Origin of the sequence: Paraglaciecola marina (genome assembly GCF_004360155.1) — a bacterium.
Taxonomy (GTDB): Bacteria; Pseudomonadota; Gammaproteobacteria; order Enterobacterales; family Alteromonadaceae; genus Paraglaciecola; species Paraglaciecola marina.
The window spans coordinates 617,663-643,332 of sequence record NZ_SAIS01000001.1; the positions used below are offsets into that span (position 1 = coordinate 617,663).

At 39.3% G+C, this 25,670-nt stretch carries 17 protein-coding genes; 3 read left to right on the forward strand and 14 right to left on the reverse strand.

The genetic code is table 11. The features are described 5' to 3' along the window. Positions 1-137: 137 nt before the first annotated feature. Entirely contained in the window at positions 138-2,381 is a 2,244-nt protein-coding gene (locus tag EOK74_RS08855; protein ID WP_133469607.1) for a heparinase II/III domain-containing protein, read from the reverse strand. Between the two features lie 279 nt (positions 2,382-2,660). Next, positions 2,661-5,678, reverse strand: coding sequence for a TonB-dependent receptor (locus EOK74_RS08860; RefSeq protein ID WP_133469608.1), 3,018 nt, complete (start codon positions 5,676-5,678; stop codon positions 2,661-2,663). Positions 5,679-6,763: 1,085 nt separating this feature from the next. Here EOK74_RS08860 and EOK74_RS08865 point away from each other — a divergent pair. Together EOK74_RS08865 and EOK74_RS08870 are read left to right on the forward strand one after the other, a co-directional pair. Beyond that, positions 6,764-8,005 carry an Nramp family divalent metal transporter gene (locus tag EOK74_RS08865; RefSeq protein ID WP_133469609.1) on the forward strand — a complete coding sequence of 414 codons (1,242 nt, stop codon included), beginning with the start codon at positions 6,764-6,766 and terminating at the stop codon, positions 8,003-8,005. 107 nt (positions 8,006-8,112) lie between these two features. Next, the gene (locus EOK74_RS08870) at positions 8,113-9,189 is read left to right on the forward strand and encodes a class I mannose-6-phosphate isomerase (protein WP_133469610.1); all 1,077 of its coding nucleotides are present in this window, start codon (positions 8,113-8,115) and stop codon (positions 9,187-9,189) included. Between the two features lie 96 nt (positions 9,190-9,285). Here the strand turns inward: EOK74_RS08870 and EOK74_RS08875 are convergent, their stop codons facing one another. From EOK74_RS08875 to EOK74_RS08910, 8 genes are all read right to left on the reverse strand, one after another. Beyond that, positions 9,286-10,368 (reverse strand): polysaccharide lyase family 7 protein, encoded by a 1,083-nt coding sequence (locus EOK74_RS08875; RefSeq protein WP_133469611.1) that lies wholly within the window; start codon positions 10,366-10,368, stop codon positions 9,286-9,288. Positions 10,369-10,439: 71 nt separating this feature from the next. Then, positions 10,440-10,955: a gluconokinase gene (locus EOK74_RS08880; RefSeq protein WP_133469612.1), complete on the reverse strand. Its 516-nt coding sequence runs from the start codon at positions 10,953-10,955 to the stop codon at positions 10,440-10,442. 11 nt (positions 10,956-10,966) lie between these two features. After that, positions 10,967-12,208, reverse strand: a complete 1,242-nt coding sequence (locus tag EOK74_RS08885) for an Nramp family divalent metal transporter (RefSeq protein WP_133469613.1) — start codon at positions 12,206-12,208, stop codon at positions 10,967-10,969. A 119-nt stretch (positions 12,209-12,327) separates the two neighbouring features. Further along, positions 12,328-12,762 carry an RbsD/FucU domain-containing protein gene (locus EOK74_RS08890; RefSeq protein ID WP_133469614.1) on the reverse strand — a complete coding sequence of 145 codons (435 nt, stop codon included), beginning with the start codon at positions 12,760-12,762 and terminating at the stop codon, positions 12,328-12,330. Between the two features lie 74 nt (positions 12,763-12,836). Then, positions 12,837-13,601, reverse strand: a complete 765-nt coding sequence (locus EOK74_RS08895; protein ID WP_133469615.1) for an SDR family NAD(P)-dependent oxidoreductase — start codon at positions 13,599-13,601, stop codon at positions 12,837-12,839. A 120-nt stretch (positions 13,602-13,721) separates the two neighbouring features. Beyond that, positions 13,722-15,974, reverse strand: a complete 2,253-nt coding sequence (locus tag EOK74_RS08900) for a polysaccharide lyase 6 family protein (protein WP_133469616.1) — start codon at positions 15,972-15,974, stop codon at positions 13,722-13,724. A 137-nt stretch (positions 15,975-16,111) separates the two neighbouring features. Next, positions 16,112-17,206: a polysaccharide lyase family 7 protein gene (locus EOK74_RS08905; RefSeq protein ID WP_133469617.1), complete on the reverse strand. Its 1,095-nt coding sequence runs from the start codon at positions 17,204-17,206 to the stop codon at positions 16,112-16,114. A gap of 189 nt (positions 17,207-17,395) precedes the next feature. Then, the gene (locus EOK74_RS08910; RefSeq protein WP_133469737.1) at positions 17,396-20,323 is read right to left on the reverse strand and encodes a TonB-dependent receptor; all 2,928 of its coding nucleotides are present in this window, start codon (positions 20,321-20,323) and stop codon (positions 17,396-17,398) included. A 414-nt stretch (positions 20,324-20,737) separates the two neighbouring features. On the opposite strand from EOK74_RS08910, the gene EOK74_RS08915 reads away from it, so the two are divergent. Further along, positions 20,738-21,577 carry a GntR family transcriptional regulator gene (locus tag EOK74_RS08915; RefSeq protein WP_133469618.1) on the forward strand — a complete coding sequence of 280 codons (840 nt, stop codon included), beginning with the start codon at positions 20,738-20,740 and terminating at the stop codon, positions 21,575-21,577. On the opposite strand, the gene EOK74_RS08920 is transcribed toward EOK74_RS08915, so the two are convergent. From EOK74_RS08920 to EOK74_RS08935, 4 genes are all read right to left on the reverse strand, one after another. Further along, complete coding sequence (locus tag EOK74_RS08920) at positions 21,578-22,585, reverse strand: isopenicillin N synthase family dioxygenase (RefSeq protein ID WP_133469619.1); 1,008 nt, start codon at positions 22,583-22,585, stop codon at positions 21,578-21,580. It abuts the gene before it with no gap. A 128-nt stretch (positions 22,586-22,713) separates the two neighbouring features. Then, positions 22,714-23,493, reverse strand: a complete 780-nt coding sequence (locus EOK74_RS08925) for an ABC transporter permease (RefSeq protein WP_133469620.1) — start codon at positions 23,491-23,493, stop codon at positions 22,714-22,716. Then, positions 23,486-24,292, reverse strand: coding sequence for an ABC transporter ATP-binding protein (locus tag EOK74_RS08930; RefSeq protein ID WP_133469621.1), 807 nt, complete (start codon positions 24,290-24,292; stop codon positions 23,486-23,488). Before EOK74_RS08930 ends, EOK74_RS08925 begins: the two co-directional genes overlap by 8 nt. A gap of 2 nt (positions 24,293-24,294) precedes the next feature. Further along, positions 24,295-25,347, reverse strand: coding sequence for an ABC transporter substrate-binding protein (locus EOK74_RS08935; RefSeq protein ID WP_239024057.1), 1,053 nt, complete (start codon positions 25,345-25,347; stop codon positions 24,295-24,297). Between the last annotated feature and the right edge of the window lie 323 nt (positions 25,348-25,670).

The following is a 25,670-nucleotide window of genomic DNA, read 5'->3' on the forward strand; positions in this document are numbered from 1 at the left end:
GGTTGACCAGCTGAGTTGCTAAACTAACTTCAACTGCTGTAGTGAGCAATTAATACTGAGATATATAAATGAAAAGACCCTAATATCAGTGTTTGAAATTAGGGTCTGAAGTGATGTTTTCTATTTAAAGGAAGTTACTACTTTGCGAAGTAATAAGCACCTTTCCAACGATAAGACTTACCATCAATTTTAAGTTTATGACTTTTAGACATGGATGGATTTTTGTTAGATAAAATGAAAATACTGGATTGTCCATTTACGTCATCAATAGATACGGCTGTGTACTTAGCGTCATCATGAATGACCTTAAGTTCCGCAACACTACTAGTAGAGTTTACAGATAACTCTGATACTGGGCTGTAACTGCCGTGCGGCTCAATAATCGAGGCAAAAGTAGTGTTGTGACTACCTTTTCTACGGATCATGAAAGCGGCTTCTCGGCGCAGGTTAAAGTCAGGATCGTTGGCACCCATTCGGGTAAGTAACAATTCATCATTCTTATCTGTAGCAGCAGTTAGGGTGTAGTATTTGCCATTACCTAACCATGAAAACTGCGTGCTATCAGATGCTGGTTTACCTTTACCCTCAAGATATAAATGCTGATAACCATTTTTTTCACCTAAAGGTTTCAAAACTTTAGGTGAGTCATACTTAAAGTTATCACTAAGTACTTGTCCCATGTAATAGAAAGGAAGGTCGTATTGATTTATCTCATCAGATTCTATTTTCATAATATCTAACAAATATGGCTTCTCAAAACCGTCAGTTTTAATAATTGCCATAGTTCTATGCATGTCTGTGCCGGGGTAAGCGTTGCTTTCAGTAGCACTGACAACTTGTACATTTTTGTTGGAGTCATCATAAAAATATAAGTCTGAATGATGTTGGCTAGCGATTTCATATTTGCCACCAAAATGCATCTCTTCATTTTGTGAGATAGTGTTGTGGGCTATGGTAGTTTTAGCCCAAGTTTTATTCTCTTTTAAGTAATTACCGCCACCTTTTTGACCTATATTAACAAAACGAGCTAAGCCGTAGTCTTGTAACACTTCATCGCCTTTTTCATACAAAGAAAAAGATAGTTTGTCGTAATGTCCGTGACTTAAGCCTTGGGCTGCATATTTAAATACTAAGGTTAAGTCTTCATTGCCGTATCTTAAGACACCCACACCACCTTGATCACCGTTTTGGCCATCAGTTAGGTTAAGGGAGTTTTTAACGAAAGGTTGAGCTTTGCCATCACGAATACCCATAGCTACAGCGAGGCCTGATTGGTCTAGTAGTACTTTATTTTGTTTTTCAGCAATACTTAGTAACTGTGGGTTTTTATCACCGTACTGGTAGGCTATATCAACCGCTGTCACTAAAGCAGGGGTGAAGTACGACATACCTTTCTGACCGTCGTTTAATGGGAAGAATTCACCATCAGAATCTGTCAAATTTAAAAGTGCATCCACCCCTTTTAATAACACATTATCTTTATGTGAGAATACCTTCATTTCTGGTTTTACATTGTTCATGGCTAAACCAAAAATTAAGAATGGATACATAGCATAACGTTGGTAATAAGGGCCTTCGGTGTAATATCCATCAGGTGAGAAGGGGTCTTCTAAGTTAGCAATAAAGCCTTTCTTTTGCCCTTCAACTTTAATTGTACCGCCGTCATTGTCTACGCCGCCAATTGGTAGGCCGTCATCTTCGATGCCGTATAAAGCTCTGTCTAGTAACTCTTTGTCATCCATTACTAGGGCAATCATTCCAACTGCGGCATTACCCCAAGTACTATGATTATGGACACGATTGTAAAATTTAGGATTCTCTAAAGAAATGTAATCTGCAAAGGGTCTAAATAAGTTGTTTTCTAGCTTGTCTCGCTCGTGCTCTGAAAGCGTGTCGTAAATTGCGTCATACGCTTGAGCCATATAAACCAACCAATTACTGTCGTTCAGACATTGCCAGAATAACTTACCTCTAGCATAAGAACGCTCTTGCGGATGTACTGGTAAATTTTTGTACATGGCTTCGTATTGAAACAACATGTCGCGAACATATTTGGCGTATTTGTCATCTTCTAATATTTGGTAAAGTGCGCCAGCTTTTTGAGCGATAAAAAAGTTTAATTTGTGTCTTTGGTGGGTATAACCTCCTGAAAAGTCTTTTGGAATTGGGGTGTCGATGCCCGATGCAATTTCAGCGTCAACCTCTTCTTTTACGCTTTGTACTGACGCGTCAAATAAAGGTACGTTACCTAGGTTTTGTCTGACCTTTTCCATCCCGGCTTTGGTCATAATCAAGTTAGGATGTTCCTGCGACTGAACGGTAAGGGGGGTAGTCAGTGTCGCTGCCATTAACAATAGGGCAGAGATTTTCATTTTGCTCATCAGCAGTAGCTCCGATTTTATTTAATGTAAGGTATTTTTCATTTTTTGGTTAGCCGATAATGCATGGTTATCGTCTTAATGATTTTTATTAGTGATCCACCTATTAGATATTAAGTTGTTTAGGTTGGCAATGTAAGTGCTCGACTATACATGTTGAAACACCTCATAATCCTTATCCAAATAAAAACTTAACCTTGTATAAATGCTAACCCCAGCAATAGCTGGGGTTAGTTTAATACTTTTATGTTTTCACGTATGTGTGAAAGTCATTATTACATCTTAGAAGCGGTAGCTTGCACCGAATGTAATACGACGGTCTGCTAAACCTTGGAAACAAAGGATAGCACCTTCGTTAACACAAGACTGGCTTACTCCTTCTTTATTTAAGTTAACTGCTTCCACACCTAGATTTAGGTTTTCATTCACGTCATAACTAACACTGGCATTAAGTTGGCCACGGTCATGAGTAACAACTGGGAAACCTAATGTAGAGTTACGTGATGCGCCACCCGCAGTATCATCAGTACGGAACGCTTCACGCCATGTGTAACGTAGACGTGCTGATAATCCATATTTTTCGTAGTATGCAGTAATGTTATATGCATTCTCAGAAAAGTCTAATAGGCCTTGAACAGCTGTATATGTCACAAAATCAGCATCGTCATAAATACCGTTAATTGCATTGAAAATATCTGTACCACGGGTAGCTGATTCGTTAACTACAGAGCCACCTTTGTACTCTTGGATAGTGTAGTTTGCTAAGAAACCAAAACCAGACGCCCAACCTAACTCGTCTTCAAAGCTTGATAAGTCATACTGAACAGCCATTTCAATACCCGTTTGAGTAGTTTTTGCACTGTCGTTAACGTCAGTTTGTAAATCAACACATGCACCAGTTACACCTAAAGGAGCCAAGAAGTCATCACCTGCTGCAATAGGGTTAAAGAATCCGCCACCAGGACATGAAGTGTCAGTGTATTCAAAATAACCATTTGCATCTGTTGGAGATGAATCTAAGGTGCTAACAAATAAGTTACTGATTTCTTTGTCAAAGTAGCCAATACTTATTACAGCGGCCTCAGCGAAATACCATTCTGCAGATATATCTAGAGTCGTGATTTCTTGTGGCTCTAAACCTGGGTTTCCAACATTTACAGATTGGTTAATGTTTGGATCAAAAGACACTGAGGTGTTTAATTGATCAAAGTCAGGACGACGAATATCTTGCCCCCAACCTAAACGTAGAACCACGTCATCATGTGGTGTAACTACTAAATTCAGTTTGGGTAATGTAAAGCTATAGTCACCAGAAATAGTGGTCAATGTATTGCCAGCATCGGTGACGGTGTTACCCGTTGAATCAACTGATGTCTCTATGTGTCTAACACCAAAGTTACCAACAACATAGTCAAATTCAAAATTAGCTTGGGCATATATTGCCAAAGTTTCTTCAGAAATATTAAAGAAAGCAGTAGAGTCCGGCTCTAAGTTTGACAAATCAGGTGTGTCGTCATGGGCAATCAAAGCAGCTTCTAAGGTTTCAATAACATAATCTGGGTTTTTAAACGCTAGATCTGGATCAATGATTACGAAGTTACGAATGGCCAATTCACGACCATCAGCATCACCAAAGTTGCTTGGCCCTTGAACAAGTAACTCAGAGAACAATGAGCCACTTGGACTATCTGCCATTTGACTAAATCCGCCGATATTATCAGATATATCGTTGAATGTACTTTCACGTTCGCTAAAGCGGAAACCAAAATCAATTGACGTCACTGGTGAATCATCTAAGTAATAGGAGAAATCAGCACGTAATGCATCCAATGAGTTTTCTGTTTCATTACGACCAATTTGAACTTGGTCTAAAACAACATGTTCACCTGATGTGTCTGATAATTGGTCAACTGTTGGTGCATAGTCTGAATCAAAGTTGATACCAAATGTTAATGCACCACCCGTTAAATCATATTTAAATGGTACACAATTATCGTTGCTTGTTGCGTCTAATGGGCAGTTTGGATTAATAAAGTTTAACGTAGAACTAAGGTTGGGATTAACAGTATCAGAATTAGCTGAAGATATTTCAAAGCTAGCGAATATGTTCTCACCTTGCCATTCACCTCCGATACGGAAAAGGGAAGTATCAGTTACACGTGCGCCAGTATCACTACTAAAACGCAGGTTTGGGTCATCATCATCTTTATCTAAATCTGGTTCAATTACGCCGACAACTGCAGCTTGGATACTACCTAATTGAACGCCGTCTAAAGAACCATAGTTAACTGTTTCAAATTCAGTTGGTAAGTTTTGGTTAAGTACCGCGCTCACGCCAGAACCTTGGACACGGGTACTATCTTGACGACGCTCTTGATCTGTTATAACTAGGTCTACGAAAAATTTCATGTCATCATTTGGGGCATATTCAAATGTGGTAGAAATGTTAGTGGTGTCATACTCATAGTTTTCATATTCTTGGTTTAAGAATTGTATACCCAAGAAATCGAAGTCTTGACATACTGGACGGTCCTCTATGGGTTCAAGGTTGCCACTACGTACAACGTCCGCGTCACAGTTTTCAACCAAGCTACCGTCACGGTCAACACGGGGACGGAAAGAGGAAGATTCTTGTTTAGTTAAACTACCACTAAATACAAAACCAAATTTACCGCTGTCGGTATCCCAGTTATCACCATAAACTGCAGAAAAACGAGGCTGAATACCATCAGTAGTTAGACTACTGTCTTCACCTTGAATTCGGACGTTAATTAACTGTTCACTAAGCTCTAAAGGGCGAATTGTACGCAAATTAACCGTGCCGCCAACAGAACCTTCAATTGTTTTTGCATCTGAAGCTTTAGTAACTTCAACTCCTGCGATGATGGATGCTGAAACATCTTCAAAACTAATACCACCACGGCCAGTACCTGAACTGACTGTCTGAACGCCGTTAATCAATACATTGTTTGAGTTTGAGCCACGAATTTGAACACCGGTACCAACACCGGCTGTTCTTGTAATTTGAATACCTGTTATATTTTCTAGCACTTCTGCCAAGTTTTGGTCAGGTAGCTTACCTATATCTTCGGCTTCTATTACTTCAATAAGGTTAGTGGATTCACGTTTTTCTAGAAGAGCGCTGGTAAGAGAGCTACGTATTCCTGAAACCTGAATAACTTCATAATCATCAGCTGCTTCTACTTCTGCGGTAGTTTCTTGAGCATGAACCAATGATGGCATGTACAACGCGGTCGCTGATAACATAGCCAAGGTAATTTTCGATAACTTATGTGTCATGTGTGTGTCTCCTGGTGCAGAGTTTAGGTAAATGTAGGAGACCTTACTCTGCATAGTTGGTTTTTAAATTCTAGTGCCTTACAACATTAATAATTAACCTATGTGGCGCATATTGATTACAGGTGAATTACAAATCTATTACAAATTATCCATGAAAATAAATATTGGTCAACCTCTAATCCTGATTGAAACATGTTTTTTAACAAATTCTGTATTACCAATATGGTATTTTTGGACATACCAATCCTTAATTTTTTAAGATTAATATTGCAAATTTCATTAAAAAACAGTGCTTTAATAATTTTATGTTGTTTTTTTTGAACTTATTTGAAATGGTTTTTGTAAATAAAAGGTTAATTTGGTGTTTTATCTTATAACTTTTAGATTGGGTGATTATTAAACGGTTTTACAAACAAATATTTTACATTGCTTGGTTTTTAGTTTTGCTTTTGTTCGATAATCGTTCGATTTAGGTTGGGTGGATTAAAAAATAGACATGTTTTTTAGTGCTAACTGCATGGTTTGTTAAATTTTATTTTCTTGGTTAATGTAAAAGAGATTATTGAATTGGTTTTATTTATAGCTTGGCGAATGAAGATTATGCTGAATGTGGCATAAATAGTATCTGTTATAACTTGATGCCAGCCATCTTAATAGTGCATTGATATGATAGCTTTGGTTCAAAAGCTGCTAAACAATGAATCTAGAAGAGCGACCTAAGACAGATAAATGTTAACCATTTATGTTTGCCCTGATTATAGTCATCAAAAACTGTAAATCCTGGTTATTCAGCACTAGTTCTTATAAGAAGGTTAGTTGAAGTCCGTAGAGGTATTCGTGCTTTGTCTGCACTGCAGTATATTTGCGTTATGAGTCTAAAGCTTTAGTTTTATTACTTAGAGCTTATGAGCCAATATTAAAATCCTTTGTTTATTAGGTAGTTATTGACAATTATTAATAACACTAGATACAATTAATTAACAAATATGTCATGATTTTCCCTTGGCACTAAACCGTTTTAGTCTAGTTGGTTTTGAGCCGGCAAATGATTGCTTCAATTATTCAAACTAGCGGTACTTATAATAATGACAAATATCAAAACATTTTTTAAATCACTTTTACCGGGCATCTTTTTATTTGGCTTTACTGTTGGAACTGGCAGCGTTACTTCTATGGCTAAAGCTGGGGCAGACTATGGCATGTCATTGCTTTGGACCATCTTCTTATCCTGCGCCATTACTTATTTTCTGATTTCCTTGTTTGGAAAGTTCACATTAGTGACAGGGTTAACCGCGCTACAGTCCTTCAAAAAACATATTCACCCCAGTGTAGCACTGTTTTTCATTGTCGCATTAACCGCACAAATTTGTGGCAGTGTGATTGGAGTAATGGGGATTTTGGCAGATGTTTGCTATGAATGGTCAAAGACCTTTATTGATGGTGGTATTTCGCCACTGTATTTTGCGTTATTTTTTATTGGGTTTGTGTACATCATATTCTTGATTGGTAAAACAGAAGTATTCGAAAAGGTGTTGGCGCTTTTTGTTGCCATTATGGCCTTATGTTTTTTGATTAACTTCTTTATTTTGATGCCTCCTGCAATGGATATCCTAAAAGGCATGCTGCCAAATGTGCCAGATGCGACCGCCAATAAAAGCTCATTTTTGGTGATAGCTTCTATGGTAGGAACTACAGTTTTCTCTGGCTTATTTATATTAAGAACCATATTAGTAAAAGAAGCGGGTTGGACATTGGCAGATTTAAAATCTCAAAATAGAGACGCTTTGTTTTCTGCATTTTTGATGTTTATTGTGAGCACCTCAATTATGGCTGCCGCCGCTGGTTCATTATATGTAAAGGGGATTAGCTTACAAAATGTAACTCAGATGATAAACCTATTGGAGCCTTTGGCTGGTGCCTCTGCTGTTGCTATTTTCACAATAGGCTTGATAGCTGCAGGCGTGTCTTCACAATTTCCTAATGTAGCCTTGTTACCTTGGCTTTTAGATGATTACCATGAACGTAAACCTAACTTAAAACGCCCAAGCTACCGAGTGATGGCCCTTGTTATCTCATGCTTAGGATTAGTTGTGCCAATATTCAATGCTAAGCCAATTGCCGTTATGGTTGGCTCTCAAGCGTTTGGGGCATTGGTTTTACCCGCTACCGTTGCTTGCATTTTTTACATAGGGAATAAAAAAGCATTAATGGGGGGGCACAAGTTTTCGACTCTAGTAAACGTTTTATTATCTTTGATATTTGTGTTTGCTTTGGTAATGAGCTACATGAGTTACAATGGCATTGTTTCTACATTACAAGCGTTGTAATACTTACTTTTAACATAGCTCTCAAAATGTCATGAGAGTGTTAGTGATTGCAGTAAACGGGTCCTGACTAAAAAAGTAAAACCGTAAAATAAATTGGAGCCGTACCCATGAGTAAAGTTATAAAGTTTGGTGCCAATCGAGTTTGGCGTACCTATCAAGGTGGAAAACTGTTAGATTCCATCGAAGGAAAGGAAGTGCCGGTGGATTCGAGCTTTCCTGAAGATTGGATTGGCTCAACTGTTGAAGCTCGTAATGTTGGCCGAGAGCATATCTCTGAAGGGCTCGCCATTGTTAAGGATGAAAAAGGTGAGTCTGTTCCTTTTCGAGATCTCCTTAAAAATAATCAAGAATACTTTTTAGGGAAAAATGGCTCTGAGGTCCGTCCATTGGATGACATACCTTTGGTGAAATACCTAGACAGTTCTACTCGTTTACATTTTCAAGCCCATCCTACTAGAGAGTTTGCTCAAGAACGTTTAGGTCTACCTAGAGGTAAAACTGAAGCTTATGTTATTTTGGAAACCCGCGAAGATATAAGCGAACCTTATATTTATGCTGGCTTTCAACGTCCGCCTAGTCGTGAACAGCTTAAAGAGTGGATTGAGACTCAAGATATAGATGCTATCGAAAGGTGTTTTGACCGTATCCCCGTTAAACCCGGAGATGTATTTCTGTTACCTGGTGGCAGACCTCATGCACTAGGGGAGGGGATATTGATGTTAGAAATAATGGAGCCTTCTGATCTTGCTGTGCGATTTGAATTTGAACGTTGTGGTTACGAAATACCAGAGAAAGCAAGGTTTATGGATAGAGGTATTGAAACAGCATTAGATGTATTTAACTTTGACCCTGTTACTCCAGAAAAAACTGATGCTGAATTTCGTTGTGAGCCAACAGAGTTAAGCTCAGATGGGCAGGGTAACCGTTTAGAAGAATTAATTGGCTCAGATCAAACCCCTTGTTTTACTGTTAGAAGAGCATCGGTAACGGGGCGTTTTGAACGAAAAGAAGAAACTTTCTTTTACGGTATTGTTACCGACGGTTCTGGTAAACTAAAGATTGGAAACGAAGTGGTCCAATTGGAACGTTGGGAGCGCTTTTTTTGCCCTGCTGGTGTCACCGAATTTGAATATCAATCTGACTCAGGTATGTCTATCTTAGAATGTTATCCCGGTAATACTTAAAATTAGTGCGTTAAGCATTTAAGATTAATTTAGATACGAAAAAGGGAAATGGTTTTATCCATTTCCCTTTTGCTTGTTGGGGAGTTAATTTTTTAACTATTCTTTAGGCGCTGTCGCCGGACCAACTTTTAATTCCATAAAGGTGACCTGTGCATAATCGCCATTTGCTTTATCAGTTTCCCAGTCGCCCGTACCTAAACATGCTGGGTACCAAAACCCTGGATCGTCTTTGATACTGCATTGGTCATAGGCTCCGGCTTTGAAGAAGTTGCCATCTCCTGTGTAACCATTCGGGTTATCAAGCTCGTCAATTTTTCCATAGGCATCAACATTGTCAGCCAAATTTATAGAATACTTAACTGTACCAAGACGCTCGCTTATAAAGGTCAAATACATGGTGTTTTCATATACGTTGACTTCATAGCTGAAGGTTTCATTGAGGGCGATACCTGCTTCACCGGGCGCTGCATTATCTATCCAGGAATTACCCCAAACCGGGTAGCTGATGTCTTTTCTATCTGGGTTTTCTTTTTCAAGATTACGTTCGTAGTTCCAAAACACAGAGCCGTAGTCGTGATCCGGCCATTTTTTAAAATAGATTTTTAATGGCTCATTGCCGTAGCCATATCCTTCTCCTTCTGCAACAAATTCTTTGTCTTTAGTGGCGTGTATTTGCCCTACGACAACAGAATAAGCTGGAGCTTTTTCTGTGTATTTAGCCCGCTTGGCTACATGGTTTACTTGGAGTGTTGCTTGTAAGTTACCGCCAATTTGTCCGTATTTCTCAGCGTCTTCATTGGCTTGAATGGTAAAGTTATTATCGTATTTATCGCCTTTGTCTTCTAGTCCTGCTACTACTTGATGTAACTCACTACGAGTATTAGAAGAGTTAGGGGTAGTGAAGGCTTTATTAGGCGTTGTAAATACCAAATTGTCATCGGCGTCTAAATAAAAGTAGTCTGGGTGTTGGTAGGTCTGGATAGCTTGGGTACTGATAGAATCTACTTTGCCATCATTGTTTATGTCAGTTGGAATGGTAATTTTCCAGTGAGTTAGATCAAATTTTTCAGCCGGTAAATTGGTATGCTTGGTTACATCATCTGTCGTGTTACAACTAACAAGTACAAATGTACTTAAGGCTGTAGTTGTCAATGTAACTAGTTTTTTATTGAAATTCATTTTTAGTACTCTGTTAATCTCTATTGCTGTTTTGTTGTAGGGGGGATACGTTAACGATTTTATGTTGGCCGTCAATTGTTCCGTGTTTTATTCGGTAATTTTAATTCTTGTAACCGTATTGAAATTGTATCAACTATCGTAGCTGGAGTATCTTTGATATCCACTAACCATCCGTAGTCAGGTAATTCCAAGGTATTTAGCTGCGAGTCTAAAAGGGTTGAGTCAAAGAAGTGGCCGCTCCTTGAGTCCAAACGTTTGATTAATAGGTCCCGTGTCCCATCGAGCATAACCCAGGTTATGTTGGAGTTTGCTTGTGAAGCTAAAATGGTCCGGTAAGTTTCTTTTAATGCAGAGCAAGCCAATACAGCGCCGCCGTCAATTTCCCAAGAAGCAATGTGCTTGGCTAGAGACTCCAGCCAAGGTTGCCTATCTAGATCATTTAATGGACTGCCATTTTGCATTTTTTGCATGTTGCTTTCTGAATGAAAATCATCACCATCATAAAAAGGTAGTTCAAGTTTCTTTGCAAGTTGACTACCTATAGTTGATTTTCCCGTACCAGAAACGCCACAAATGATCAGGATCATTTAATTTCCTTTTATTGTCCAATTAAGGCTAAAACACCATTGTATGAAATGATGATAGAGAAAAGAAACGCTAGTCCCAATACAAAGTTGAGTACATAACCCGCTGTATGTTTAGCCATAATCTCTTTTTTGTTTATTAGTAAAATAATACCCAAGATAACCAGAGGCAGTACAAACACGTTAAACACTTGAGTCAATATTTGGCCCTTTACAGGGTTAAAACCAACCACAGGAATAGTAAGTGCCACAATGGCTGCAATACCAGTAATAATTCGAAATTGTTTAGATTGAGTATCGAGTCTTCCAGAGCGGTAATCTTCTATTAATAATGGGGCAATTAGCATACAAGGGAATACAGAAGATAACCCTGCGGCAAGGGTTCCAAAAAAGAATACGGTCAGCGCGCCTTTACCAGCTATAGGCTCTAGGGCATTTACCATATCAAGTACGTCGGTTACTTTGTTTCCGTCATGATACAAAGCGCCTGCAGCTACAGCCATGACTGAACCACTGATTATAAATACTAAAACAGCCGCAACTATGGCATCTTTCTTTTGCTGTGCTCTGTCTGCCATGCCCCAGCCTTTACCTTGAATGAAAAGGGGGCGTGATAGAAATGTAGCTGCAGCCATAGTGGTGCCTACAAATGCAGCCACCATCATTTTTCCACCATCTACATCTGGAATAACAGGGATCATACCTTGAATAACTTCTGACGGTAGTGGGCTAACAACAAATAAAGAGAGTATGAAAGACAACCCCATACAAGATACAAAAATCACTAAAATCTTCTCAAATAGCGAAAATCTACCAATCAGTAAAATTGTATACATAGTACCAATAACAATCACGGCTATGGCGATCACCATTTCATACTTGTATTCAATTACCGCTGGGAAATAAAGTGCAATCATTTCAAAGATGATATTAGCTGATATCCCTAAAATACCGACTAAGGAATTCCACTGACCAAAGCTCACACCAATGATGATAAGTATCGCCATAGGTTTACCGAATTTGAGATGCTTTTTAAAGCTATATAAAGCGGTTTCACCTGTGACTAACGCAAAATTACCGTATGCATAGATCAGTACCCCTGAAAACAAACAGCTTAACAATAGTACCCAAAGTAACTGCATTCCAAATGTACTGCCGGCTACTATCATTGCCGTCACACTGCCAGTACCTATGGTATAACCTATGGCTAAAAACGCTGGACCAAAACTTAAAATTGCTCTTATTAATGTTGACACATTTTTTCTCCACGAACATATTGTCTATTGCAGGTTTAAGGCGTTAGCCAGCCCGCTATTATATTTTTCGGTATTACTTTAAGGCCAATTACCATGGCTTTAGATATTTAAATAAGCGACTAAAAGCCGCTTTCTTCTGCCATTTTTACTACACCAACCGTTAGTATTAAGTTGGCGAAACGACGCTGTTCACCGGTTTGAATAATTAAAACCGTAGCTGGCTCACGAATTTTATCGTAAAAAGCCCAGCGCTCCATTTCATCCCAAGCAACGTCACCTAACAACACCTTATAGGATTGATGAATTTCAGCATTGGCTTCTGGTGGTTTCTCCATGACAATTGCGCCCTGGATAGGACACACTTCTAGAATTCCTTCGAGAACCGTTAGTGCATCTAATAAACCAGGGCGAAAATTTAAATGCACAGTTGAAGAGTTTGGACCGTTCATAGCTCCAACAGGTAAATTGCCATCAGCGATAACAACCTGCGAGAAGTGACCCGAACGTCCAAGGGCTTCCATTATAGTTGGGTGTATTACTGGTGTTTTGAGCATTTATTCAATCCTTAAAGCAAGAGTTTATGATGGTTAGGTTAATCCCATGCAGATAACTGCATGGGCTTATTCCTTTACATGTTATAAACGCCACCATTGATATCTAACGTGGCTCCAGTAATAAAGCCATCATATTCAGAAGCGAGATAAACCACAGCTCTTGCTACGTCATCTACATTACCGGCTCGGTTTATTGGAATACCAGAAATAGTCTCGTCTGCAGACTCTTTAGTCGTGTGGGTATTGTGGAAAGACGTGCCTAAAATAAGGCCAGGAGCTACTGCATTGACTCTGGTGCCTTGCGCGCCTAATTCTGATGCTAAGGCTCTTGTAAAAGTAAGGATAGCGCCTTTGCTCGTAGAATAAACAAGAGAACCAGCGTGTCCTCCTTTACGTCCTGCCAGTGACGCTAGATTAACTATGCTACTGTTGTCATTCTTAGCCAAATAAGGAGAGGCAGCGCGGGTAACGAACATCATAGAGGTAAGGTTAATATCCATAACCTTGTGCCAGAATTCGGCGTCCATATCGTTTAGTGAACGTCGCCCTACTAAAGAGCCCGCATTGTTGATTAAAATGTCTAAACCACCAAGGGCTGATACTGCTTCAGAGACCATAGCGTTAGCGTCTGCCTCTGTGGTTAAATCTCCACTTACTGCAATGGCTTTTTGTCCCTTGCTGGTTGCGTATGATACTAGTGAATTTGCTGTTTCTGCACTAGAAAAGTAGTGAATTACGATATTAGCGCCGTTATCAATTAATAGCTTACTGGTGGCTTCTCCAATTCCTTGGGCGCCAGCTGTGATAAGGATATTTTTACCTTTTAATTTGTTATTCATGTTAATCCTGAGTCAATTGAGACTATAAATTTAAAGAAAAATTAAGTAGTTAATTTATTGGCCTTACACTCCTAAATAGGAGGTAAGGCCAAATAAAAATCGAATTAAAACAACAACAGGTTATTCGTAAGTTACGTTCTCTGCTGTGTATTCATCACTGTTGGCACTAATTTCAGCTGTCTCCTTCATTACTACATCTTTAATCTCGGTGATTGGGCCACCATTGGTAAGGAATAATTCAAGTGGTGCACTTTTATTCCAAGTGGTGTTTGAGATATTTAACTTTTGTACTCCATGAAAATACATAGAAGCGCCAGACCTATGGGTAGGGCCTTTTCCTACATTGTTTAAAGTATTGTTTGTGACTGTCACGATTGGGCCAAAGGTGCTTTCGTCTGTACCACCTCTGTAAACCGTAGCTACTTCTTCTTTTACATCTGTAAATGTGTTGCCAGAAATAACTAGGTTTTCAACGCTGTAAACACCTAGGTCATCAACTTCACGGTTTAACTGCAAAATCGCGCCAGTGATATTGGTGAACTCTGAGTCTAGGATTTCAATGGTGTCGGCGAAAGTGCCGGCATTAGCTTTGAAAAAGTAGAAATATCCATTTACGTCAAGATCTGTCACTTTGATGTTACGTACAAACAGGGTGTAGTTAATGTTCATTGAAGTACTGCTAGTACTGATAACGTTGTTACCTTTGTAATCTGGTGATTCAGCTCCATCAAACCAAAGGTTTTCAAGTTCTAAAGCACCACCATTTTCGATGTTAATGAAGTTTGGTTTTTGCGAACGAATAATAGGTTTATCGCCAGCTGCGGCCATAATAGTAATAGGATGGTGTACTTCAGCGAACTTAGTTAACAGGTATTCGCCGCCATTTTCTAGAACTAATGTATCGCCAGGTTTACTTAGATTTAAAGCTGCAAGTATGGTGTCGGTTCCTGATTTTACACTAATAGTTTTGCCACTTTGAAAGGCTATAATAGCTTCAGTTTTTGGATAAAAGCTTGCCCCCACTTCATCTTTAGTCACTGGTAATTTCACTTCACCGAAACCAATCTCATCAAGTAGCGCTTGAACAGGACTTTTTAAGCCGTATTGGTTGGTAGAAACTGAGTAAGGGGTGTTTGCAAAGCCAGATGTTATTGGGGTACTTGCTTCTTCATTTAGGTAGTTACCTGCAAAGTTAATCCCTGACATATCGTCATACAGGGTAAATGGGGTTAAGTTTGACTTACCCAAAATGATGTTGCCTTTAAACTCTGAGGTAGTTGGTGGAGCAGAACGCTCTTCGTCTGAGCCAGCGCCCAATTCAATGTGGTCACTATCGATAACAATATTGTTATTCATCGCAGAGTCGATAACCGGATCGTAACGGTTAGGTGGTGAATTAGGTACACCATTCATAATAACTAAAGCGCCACGTAATCGTTTACCCGTTAAACCATACATATAGTTGTTGCTCACTGATTGGCTTTCATTAATGATGCGAATACCACCAGTATTTGGCTTACGATTTCCTAAAAAGTAATTCCCTTCAACTTTAGTGAAATGGCCGTGGCGCATGGTTAGTGTGCCTTGGGTTTCAAAAAACACGTTGTTGATTAACGAGTTACCACTAGATTTATTAGAAATGATTTCGTGTTCACCATTAGTGCGGTCAAAGTAGTTAAATTGGGCAGTGGTGTTTGAATATTCACGAGAGAAATGGCTAGTACCAATACGTAAGGTTTCGCCACCATTAGAGCCAAGTACTTGTCTTGGTCCAAAGTAATTGTATTCAATTAGATGATGGTTTTTGCGGCTACCTTCTGAGTTCATACGAACTGCAACGGTTACTCCACGGTTTCGCTTATTAACTAGAGAGTTGTGGTCAAGGCGGTTGTTTTTACCGTACATGGCAACCCAAAGGTCTGACATAGGTCTGTCTTCGGTACTAAAGTTATCGATAACAACATTAGTTACTCTGGAATTGTTCGCTAGATCATCATTAGAAGTTCTAAAAGAAATAACTTCTCCAGTGGGGGTTGAACCGTTTTTAAATACCAGCCCAGAAATCACAATATATTCACCTGAGAATGCCAAGTTAGACTGACCTGTGATAATCACTTTACCTGGTGTTTGTGCTTTTAATTCAATGGGTTTATCTGCAGTTCCCATAGCTTTAAATACAAACTCAACATCGGTCCAGGTGCCGTCTGCAAGTACTACTTGGTCACCTGGCTCTAGTGTCTCCACTACTTCATCGAATTGTTCGATGGTTTCAACCAGATTGATTGGGCTGTCTTCTGTTTGTGTTTCCGAGCAAGAGAAAAGTGCAATACTTAGCGCAAGCAATAAAAAGTGTAATCTAGACACTTTTGACATGTTGTTATACTCCTAGTTAAAAAATTACTCACTGAAAAGCTAATGCTTCTCAGCTCCATATACAATCTCACACCTAATATGAAGTTGACGATATCCAATATAAGATAACTTATATTCAATACCGCCCTTAAGTTTATTTACATAGGTACAGATGGGCTTACTACTAAATTAGAAAAAGTGACCTTGGTATAATCACCATTTTCTAAATCGGTTTCCCAATTTCCAGTTCCTGCACATGCAGGATAGCGAAAGCTGAGTTTTACATCTTTGGTACTACATTGGTTATAGGCTCCCGCTTTGAAATATAATATTTCTTGCGCGTAGGACGTTGGGTAATCTTTCGAATCTATCTCACCATTTGCATCGATGTTATCTGCAAGGTTAATTTGGTGATGCACGGTTTTATGATTTGGGCTTGTAAATACAAGGTGCATGACATTTTTGTATATGTTCACCGTATAACTGAAATCCTCTCCTAAAGCTATACCGCTTTCTCCTGGGTCTGTGGCGTCATCCCAATTACGACCCCACACTGGATATGAGATATCGGTTCTATTTGGATCATCGGTAGCTAGGTTTCTTTCATAGGTCCAATACACAGAGCCCTTCTCATGGTTAGGCCATTTTTTATAGGATATTTTTAAGGGTTCGTTACCCCATCCAAATCCTGGGATTTGTTCTTCATCTTTAACTTGATGAGCATGTACTTGACCAATTACCACTGAGTAGGCAGGGGGTTTATTGGGGTAAGTAGCATTTACAGCAACGTGGTCAACATGCAAGGTGGCCTGTAATTGGCTACCAATTGAAGCAAAGTCATCCGCATTATTATGAGCGGCTAATGCAAAGTTGTTGGCTAAGTCTGCTTCTGAAATTGATTTATCAAGGCCTCGGATCATATAGCGCAGTTCACTACGGGTGTTAGTAGATGTACGCTCTGTGGCTGCTTTATTCGGGGTTGCAAACACCATGTGCTGATTATCATCCAGATAAAAGAAATCTGGATGTTGATAGGTTTTTAGTTCTGCCACATCATATATGTCTGACACTTTGTCATTGTCGTCATCCATAGGTACGGTGAGGTACCAATGACTTAAATCAAACTTACTGGCTGGTACTTGAATACTATTTGCTTTGTGTTTTTTGACATCAACTGACTCACTCGAGCTGCCACAACTGCTTAAGATAATACTTAAAATTGACGCTGTTAAAGTTGCTTTTTGTATGGTCATAAATCATCCCTTTAGAATAATACTTAAAAAAGTGAACAAGCCGTTTTGTTCAAAAAGACCCTTTGGGATTTAATGTGTAACGCTAAAAATCGCCCTAATAACAGGCGATTGATTTTCATATTTGTTGTGTGTTTAAAAAAAAGCGAAGCCAGTTATCCGTTAGGATAAAAGACTTCGCAGACACACACCTTAAAACCTACCGCGTACTCCAACAGTAAAGCGTCTATCTGCTTCGCTGTATTTCCAGATACTATCTAGTTCTGTGATTTGACGAATTGGCTCACCAGTTAAGTTAACCGCATTAGCAACTAGGGTGATGTTTTCATTCACATCTAGACTTGCTGAGAAATCAAATTGACCTCGGGCATCACGGTAGTTATTACCTAATGTTGGGTCATAATAATCAGCTGTAGGATCTGTACGGTTATAAACACCTGTTGCTAGTGCGCCTACTGGCCGAACACGCTTTTCATCTTGAGTGTCTAGGTATTTGTCGCGCCAGTTATAGGCTAAACGTACCTGTAAACCTTCGTATTCCCAGTAAATTTGTCCGTTGAAGGTATTATTAGAAATGTCTAGTAATGGGTTGCCATCAGGCTGTTCGCTGTCTGCATAGGTGTAGTTAGTGCTAATACCTAATCCAGACCAAGCTCCTGGCAATGAACTAAACTGTTGCTGGTATGCTAGTTCTAAACCAACAATTTCACCGCTTCCGCCATTAACATCTGTGTCAATTACAATACCGGTTAAGCCTGCGTCTCTTTGAGCTTCAACATAGGCAAGGTCTTGATCACTTGTGGCATAATTTACATTTGCTTGGCTAACACCTGCAGTATCAAGTAAACACACATTTACGTACTCGGTGACGTTTTGACCTTCGATGGTATCGCCATCAGCTACACAAGAACTGCTACTAACAGTGAATGATTTAACATCTTTATAGAAGATTGCTGCCGAGATTAAACCGCCATCTCCAAAGTAATGCTCTGCAGACAAGTCATATTGAGTTACACGGTAAGGGTCTAGTTGATACGAGCCTTGTGTACCGGTGACTAAAGAGTTATCTACGCTTAATGCTGGGCTTAACTCACCAAATTCAGCGCGGCGCATAACTTTTGCTGCGGCGAAACGAATAATGGTTTCATCATTAAGGGTATAAGTAGCATTTAAGCTCGGTAAGAAATCGGAATAATCGTGTTTAGCTGTTTCGTCGATCAGGCTAGAGGTTAAATCTGTAGAAACATAACGAGCCCCTACAATTGCAGTTAAACTATCAAAATCTAAGTGAAATTGCGTGTAAAGGGCTTGAGTGGTTTCTTCAATTTTGGCATATGAACCTGTATTGCGAACCATATTGTCATCAAGGGTACCCGTTAACTCATGACTACTCCCTGCTAACATTTGTTTCACTCTGTCATAGGTGCCATTGATGTCGTAGGCTAATAATGCACCGTCATATACAAAGTAGTTAGTTAAGGCGTTGTTACCTGTAATACCACTTTGTGAGAAAGAGTTAGAGTGATTCACTTCTTTAAAACCGCCGTAAGCGTCATTAAAATCGCCAATCCAAGTAGGAGTTACCACACCATCATAAGATACACTGGTTTGCAGGTTTTTAAGTTCGCTTCCGTTGTTTCTAAGGTCGTATCTATCTAATTCATATTCGCGATCTGTGGTACGAATACCAGCTTTAACTGCAGCAAGAAACTCTAAATCAAAAGGTTCTGCGTATTCAAGGTCAAGACGAAATGCCGTTTCTTCATTGTCTTCGGTGTATCTTTGGTGAGTGAACTGACGAATGGCTAGGTTATCTGGATCTAGCAGTGCATCTTCGTCTGAAAAGGCTAGCCCTGGTACGGTATCACCATTTTGAGTCATGGTAATAGTGAATAAGTGTTCGGTAATGGTGCCATCTGCATCATATTGTTCACGAGAGATAGGACGTAAGTTGAACTCTGAGTTTCTGCGCTTAGCTTCAGATTTTGCGTAGGATAATTCACCAGAGATTTTTAATTGGTCGGTTACTTGATACTCACCACCTAAGGCGTTAGAAATTGACTCATTGGTAGTAAAATCTGACCAAGTTTTAGGTTGGACGAATACACTGCCTGAACCAAAACTATGTAATTGTCCTTGGGCATCGCCATAGGCGTCATCAAGAATTAAATCGCTGTAATCTTTACTGTCATTAAGAACTGAGTAGGCTTCTTGGCCACCATCAAGTTCAGTGGCATTAATATCTAAATAGATAAAGCCTTCAGCATCTTTTGGTGCCCACTGTAAAGACACACCGTAAGCTGTGCGCTCACGTTGCTCGGTTTTCTGTTCAACTGTATTTTGACTTCTTACAAGATAGTTACCGCTAGGAGTATTGGCTTGGTCGATTGTGCCATCTCCGTCTAAATCTAATTCAGTTGGGGTTACTAGGTTAATGAATTCGTCGCGGCGTAATTCTCTGTCTTGGTAAGCCAATACAAATGACGCACCAAATGTGCCAGCGTCATCTAAGTCCCAATTTTTACCAGCTGATACGTTAAACTTAGGGGCCCAGTTTTCTGTTTTATCTGCATATTCACCATCTAGGGTAAAAGCAATTAAAGGCTCGTCTAATTCTAATGGGCGAACTGTGGTCATGTTGATGGTTCCACCTAGAGCTCCTTCAATCATTTCTGGAGTCGGTGATTTTATTACTTCAACGGTTTTCAAAAAGCTAGAAGGGAAGTCATCTAAACTAATACCACCACGCCCACTGCCGGATGTAGAGCGACCGTTTAGTTCTACACGGTTCTGAGAAATACCACGTATAGTGACGCTTTCGCCAACACCAAAGTCTGTGCTTATTGAAACGCCAGTAATTCGTTGTAGCGCTTCAGCTATGTTGTTATCTGGCAATTTACCTATATCTTCAGCAACAATGGCATCGACAATGCGAGAGTCAAAGCGTTTTTGACGTGCTGATTCGGCCAAGCTTCCAGCTATACCTTGAACCTGAATAACTTCTACATCAGAAGTTGGTTCTTCGGTTTCTTGCGCAACGGCTGGCACGGCTATCAAAGCCGCTAGGGTAGCACCAAATAATTTGACGTTACGGTTGGTATTTCTATGTTGGTTAAACATAGAGGTAATTTTGTTTAGTCTCACTGTTCTCTCCTCTGTTTATATATTTCCTGTACTGCTTATTTGGATATACAGGAGATATATCAATTTTCTGCATTAGTATGGTTAGTGCAGATCTAATATATTAGTTGTCGTTTTTATATATCAGATGCATTTTAAGTTTATTTGTTCTAAAATCGCAACAACTTTTTAACAATAAATTGTAAAAACCAACAAAAAGATGCCAAAGTATTGTTTTTACTAATAAAGATGTAACAATTATTTCAAGTTCCATTTGCTATAAAGTTTGTTGCTAGGTGTAAGGGGTCGCAATACTGGGCCAAAGATGCGGTATTCATTGCTTTTACTTGCAAGCATCTTATATATGGATATAAGGTGTAGTGATTTTAGAATAAGAGGCTATTAACGTATTTAATGAACACAATTAACTTCGAAATTAAAAGTATCGATAAAATTATAGCCTCAGGTATTACCAAAGAAGGCAGCTTAGTCGATCAAATTTATTGGGTTTTAAGGGACAATATTATTAATTTGTCTTTACCTCCTGATATGCCTTTAGTAGAAAAAGAAATCGCCTCTATATTTGAGATCAGTAAAACTCCCGTCAGAGAAGCACTCATTCGCTTAGCCAATGATGGTTTAGTACAAATTATTCCTAAAAGCGGAAGCTATGTTACTGCTATTAGTTTAGAGAGATATTTGGAAGCCTGTTTTATCCGCACCAACCTTGAAGGTGGTTGTGTAAAACGGCTCGCTGATAAAGGCATTAGTTTATCTGAACAAGTACAGCTAAAGGCAATTATTACTGAGCATAAACAAATCGATGAAAGTAACACCAACCCTAACAGCACCTACCATAATTCACCTTCATACGAGATAAACGAGTTGTTTCATCGTACGCTTTTTGAATACGCAGGAATTGTTGGTGCTTGGTTATTGTTAGATAGCTCAAGAGCCGAAATTGACAGGGTTAGAAATTTAAAAGCTATGATTGGTATTGATCGCAATACTTCAGTTATTAGTGAGCATTCCGATATTGTTGATGCCATCATTAGTCGCGATCCTTCACGGGCGAAAAAAGCCATGATGTATCATATTGGTGATGTGGATGATGAAATGGAGTTTATTTCAAATAATCCAGAATTTATTCGGGCAATGGATGTATTCAATGCTGTCATCAGTGAACAAAGCAACCGTCGTAACGCTAGTCGATACAACGGTAAATTATTTGTTGGTAATCGAGTGGTGTTTTAACTAGCTACTAAAGTTTGCCGCAATTCGCATCTTTAAGTAGTCTTCTGCACTTATAGGGGGATAGGTTTTTTTAGGCCCCTGAATAGTTACATTTTTATTAGCTTGACAGAAAAAAGCCATACTATGCCGTGGATTTTTCTTTTCTCCTTTATGGGGCATTCTTACTCTATGTAGTGTTGATTTTAGCTGGTCATCACTCCAACGCATTAACATATCCCCTATATTACAGGTGATCACATCATCTAAGGCTTCTACTTCACACCATGACTGATGGATTGAAGCATCTTTTCCCGCACATACTTGCAACCCTGCTTGTCCCTCTTTTTGAAATACCATAGTTAAGCAGTCATAGTCTGTGTGCGCTCCTGCGCGCCATGTATTTTCAGGTAATTCTGCGTCCTCTGAAAAGGGTAGGTAATGCAACAGTCTTAGGGTACTTTGATAATCGGCTTGAGTTCGGTCGTGAGCAACTGTAAAAAAATTTCTTTCAAATCCAAGTTTATAGGCAAAGCATTGTAAAACCTTCATACCCAGCTCCCAAGCTTGATGCTCTAAGGAAAGAATGTGAGTTTTAAAATTGGCTAACTCATTAGTGTTAGGCCATAACCCTTGCATACGTGGTAGGGTGACTTGATAAGATTCTTTCTGATCAGCAACGCCAGTTGAAGGACGCACTTGTTCCATATATTCCCAACCCGCATTTGAGCCATTTTTTAATGGATATTGGCCCTTAATAGACTCAGGTAAGTCAAAAAAGGCTTTGGACTCAGCAAACCCTTGGGTGATACTCGATAATGGCAGCCCGTGATTCACTAGTTGAAAAAATCCTACTTCAGTAGCTGCTTCCCATAATTGATTAGCTATATCTTCAAAACGGTTTTCAAACTCAGTTAAATCAATCTTAGGAATGCTGATTTCTTGCATATCAGACTTTACTTGGCTAAATGCAGCTTCTAGCTTTAATTCTTGAAGCTCGTAATTCGATTGTTTTGTTTCTGTTTTTTTCATTTTTACTCTCTTAAGTTTATGTAATAAGAGCAATGCTGACCTTACCAGCGCTTCTACTCTGGTTGCCATTTATCATGGCGTGAAAGCGGCTGATAAAATTAATTGATCAGAAGCCAATATATGTAGTGTCAGAACTTGTCTTTCGGCAGACTCCAACGAAAAAATAAATATTGAATCAACTGTACTGTTTTAAATAATAGCAAGCTTAATGTAGATAAAAGTAGCAGGGCTGCAAAAGCCTGAGGGATTTTAAAATATGAAGTGGAGAATTGCACAAAGTAACCTAGTCCTTGTTCAGCAGCGACAAATTCAGCCACCACTGCCCCAATGATCGCTAAGGTTATAGCTACTTTCATGCCACTAAAAATATGTGGCACAGCATAAGGTAAGCGAATATGCCACACCTCTTTTACGGCAGATGCTTTTAAAGATTTTGATAACTCTATCAATTCTTCTGGTGTTGACATCATGCCAGTTGTTGCGGATACCACTAAAGGGAAGAAGGTAATTAGGCAAGTGATGGCAAGCCTTGGGGCTTCGCCAGCGCCCATTATAACCACTAACAATGGGGCGATAGCGATAACAGGAGTTGATTGGATAATAACCAAAATTGGGTACAGGGTCTTTGCTAAAAATTTAGACTTAACCATAAAAATAGCCAAAGGTAAGCTGATTACCAAGGATAAACAAAATCCTAATATAGCCACCCTTAGCGTCGCCCATAAATGTATAGCCCAACGAGAGGGGTCAACCGCTATAAATGCCTGATAAATTGACGATGGAGCAGGTAATAGAAAATTTGGAATTTCGAACATCCTGACCATAACTTCCCAGATAGGTAATATGGCTAACAAAGTAAACACTGGAAAAAGTTTGCTGGTAGAGAAATTAAGCGTTCCTTTAGTCATTTTTGTCTCCAGAAACAGAAGAGCGCGCATTCGTATTCGGATGATAAATTAATTGCCGGATTCGATCCGTGTAGGCGCTAAATTCTGGCGTATTTATGGTATTTAGCGATCTAGGCCTAGGTAGACTAATGGTTATATCTGCAATTATATGAGCGGGCCTTGGGCTCAATACTAATACTTTATCGGCTAGTAAAACCGCTTCGGATATTGAATGGGTAATAAACAATACAGTTTTGGGTTTTTGCCGCCAGATATCTAATAATTCAAAGCCCATTTGTTCACGGGTTAGGGCATCTAAAGCTGAGAAAGGCTCATCCATAATTAAAATTTCTGGATCCATCAACAAGGCGCGAGCAATGCCGACTCTTTGTTGCATACCACCCGATAACTGATGAGGCATGTGCTCAGAAAACTCACTTAACCTCACCATATTTAACATATTCGCTGCTGACTCTTTGTTTTTTCTAGAGACACGGCCCTGCTTATATTGGATAGGAAATAACACGTTTTCTAATACATTTTTCCAAGGTAGTAGAGTTGGCTTTTGAAACACTATACCCGTATTTAACTGTGGTGCTGCAACAGGGTAGTCATAAATAGAAACTTGGCCTTTTGTTGCTGGAAATAAACCCGCTAATAATCTAAGTAAAGTTGATTTACCGCATCCTGAAGGCCCTAAAACTGCAACAAATTCCCCTTTTTTAATTGAAAAATTTATATTATCTAAGGCACAGACGTTTTTACCATCCTGTGTTTCATAGGTATGGCCAACACCTTCAAAGGTGACGTGGGGAAGCATTTTTATTTACTCTCTACTTTAAGATAGCCTGTTTTTTCTTCACTATTGGTTGTGACTGGTGAAATTGCTTTCATAAAGCTACGGTTTATGGCTTCTTCAGGGTCTATAGCGTCTAACTCAAACCCTTGAGATTGAGCTACATAAGACCAAGATGTTGCTAACCTTTCTGAGTTAATTATGCCTAAACCGTGGGCGTCACTTGCGTTGTTATAGACCAAACTGCGGATATTAATAATAGTGTCTAGGGCGATTTGGGTATCTACTTCAGGAACCAAATCATGCACTATTGCAGCCGATTCTTTAGGGTAAGCCCATGTAAACTCAATGGCCTTTTGAAAAGCGACTAAAAAACGCTTAGCCACATCTGGCCGGGCTTTTAAAAATTTGTCAGTGCCTACAATTACCGTTGAGTAAAACTCTAAGCCTGCATCATACCAGGGCATAACGTGAAGTTCTTTACCAACAATAGCAACTTGTGATTGGTACTTTACTGTGTCTGTCATCCAAGAAATAATCACGTCGGTATTGCCTGTGGCTAACATGGGCCCTAAGGCTCCTGCATCTACTTTTATAATGCGGATACTGTCTTTAGGAATGCTATTTAGATTTAAAAGCAAAGGTAAAAATACTACGGATGAACTAAAAGCTGAGGTAGCGACTCGCTTTCCTTTTACATCTGTGACCGATTCAATACCAGAGCCTTTTAGAGAGAAGAATGCGTGGGGCGCTTTACTAAAAACACTCATGATTGCAGAAACGGCTAATGGTTCTTGAGCTTTAGCTGCAAGTAAAGAAGACAAGTCGGCGTAACCTACATCAGCAATTCCCACTCCTAGTTTGGTTAATGAGTCTGATGATCCCTTACCGTGAGAAATTTTCACCTTGATGTTTTGCTCTGCAAAAAAACCTTTACCTATGGCAACGTATAGTGGTGCTTTATCGCCACCCGGCAACCAATCTAGTTGAAAGGTTACTTCATCCATTCTTGCAGCTTGGGAACTAGCACAGAAAAAACAAACAGCTAAAATAACACGGGGGAACAGTGGTTTCTGCATTGTTGACCTCATTACAAGATAAAAAAGATTAAGTCAAGACTGTAAAATGTCTGATACTAAAAGTGATTACTAGCGAGGGTAAATGGTGAGATTTATAAACTATTTTATTTAGCAAGCTCACACCCCAGTCAGTTAAACCACACTAACTAAACGTTGTGAGCAATGTCCTAGCGTAAACGTGTATCAAGACACTTACAGTTCTCACCTGACAGCTTCTACTCAAAGTTTGTGTACTGATTTCTTACTATCAATTCTCTAGCTATTCGAAATCAATATTGAGTTTAAATTAGCAGTTAGTGTGCCAAATTCAATGTGTACCTAAA

Bases quoted from the DNA above. Each gene is read 5' to 3' on its own strand.
- EOK74_RS08915 (WP_133469618.1), top strand. From the start codon at position 20,738: ATGAACACAATTAACTTCGAAATTAAAAGTATCGATAAAATTATAGCC.
- EOK74_RS08880 (WP_133469612.1), bottom strand. From the start codon at position 10,955: ATGATCCTGATCATTTGTGGCGTTTCTGGTACGGGAAAATCAACTATA.
- EOK74_RS08875 (WP_133469611.1), bottom strand. From the start codon at position 10,368: ATGAATTTCAATAAAAAACTAGTTACATTGACAACTACAGCCTTAAGT.
- EOK74_RS08935 (WP_239024057.1), bottom strand. From the start codon at position 25,347: ATGCAGAAACCACTGTTCCCCCGTGTTATTTTAGCTGTTTGTTTTTTC.
- EOK74_RS08855 (WP_133469607.1), bottom strand. From the start codon at position 2,381: ATGAGCAAAATGAAAATCTCTGCCCTATTGTTAATGGCAGCGACACTG.
- EOK74_RS08920 (WP_133469619.1), bottom strand. From the start codon at position 22,585: ATGAAAAAAACAGAAACAAAACAATCGAATTACGAGCTTCAAGAATTA.
- EOK74_RS08865 (WP_133469609.1), top strand. From the start codon at position 6,764: ATGACAAATATCAAAACATTTTTTAAATCACTTTTACCGGGCATCTTT.
- EOK74_RS08870 (WP_133469610.1), top strand. From the start codon at position 8,113: ATGAGTAAAGTTATAAAGTTTGGTGCCAATCGAGTTTGGCGTACCTAT.
- EOK74_RS08925 (WP_133469620.1), bottom strand. From the start codon at position 23,493: ATGACTAAAGGAACGCTTAATTTCTCTACCAGCAAACTTTTTCCAGTG.
- EOK74_RS08890 (WP_133469614.1), bottom strand. From the start codon at position 12,762: ATGCTCAAAACACCAGTAATACACCCAACTATAATGGAAGCCCTTGGA.
- EOK74_RS08900 (WP_133469616.1), bottom strand. From the start codon at position 15,974: ATGTCAAAAGTGTCTAGATTACACTTTTTATTGCTTGCGCTAAGTATT.
- EOK74_RS08910 (WP_133469737.1), bottom strand. From the start codon at position 20,323: ATGTTTAACCAACATAGAAATACCAACCGTAACGTCAAATTATTTGGT.
- EOK74_RS08905 (WP_133469617.1), bottom strand. From the start codon at position 17,206: ATGACCATACAAAAAGCAACTTTAACAGCGTCAATTTTAAGTATTATC.
- EOK74_RS08895 (WP_133469615.1), bottom strand. From the start codon at position 13,601: ATGAATAACAAATTAAAAGGTAAAAATATCCTTATCACAGCTGGCGCC.
- EOK74_RS08860 (WP_133469608.1), bottom strand. From the start codon at position 5,678: ATGACACATAAGTTATCGAAAATTACCTTGGCTATGTTATCAGCGACC.
- EOK74_RS08930 (WP_133469621.1), bottom strand. From the start codon at position 24,292: ATGCTTCCCCACGTCACCTTTGAAGGTGTTGGCCATACCTATGAAACA.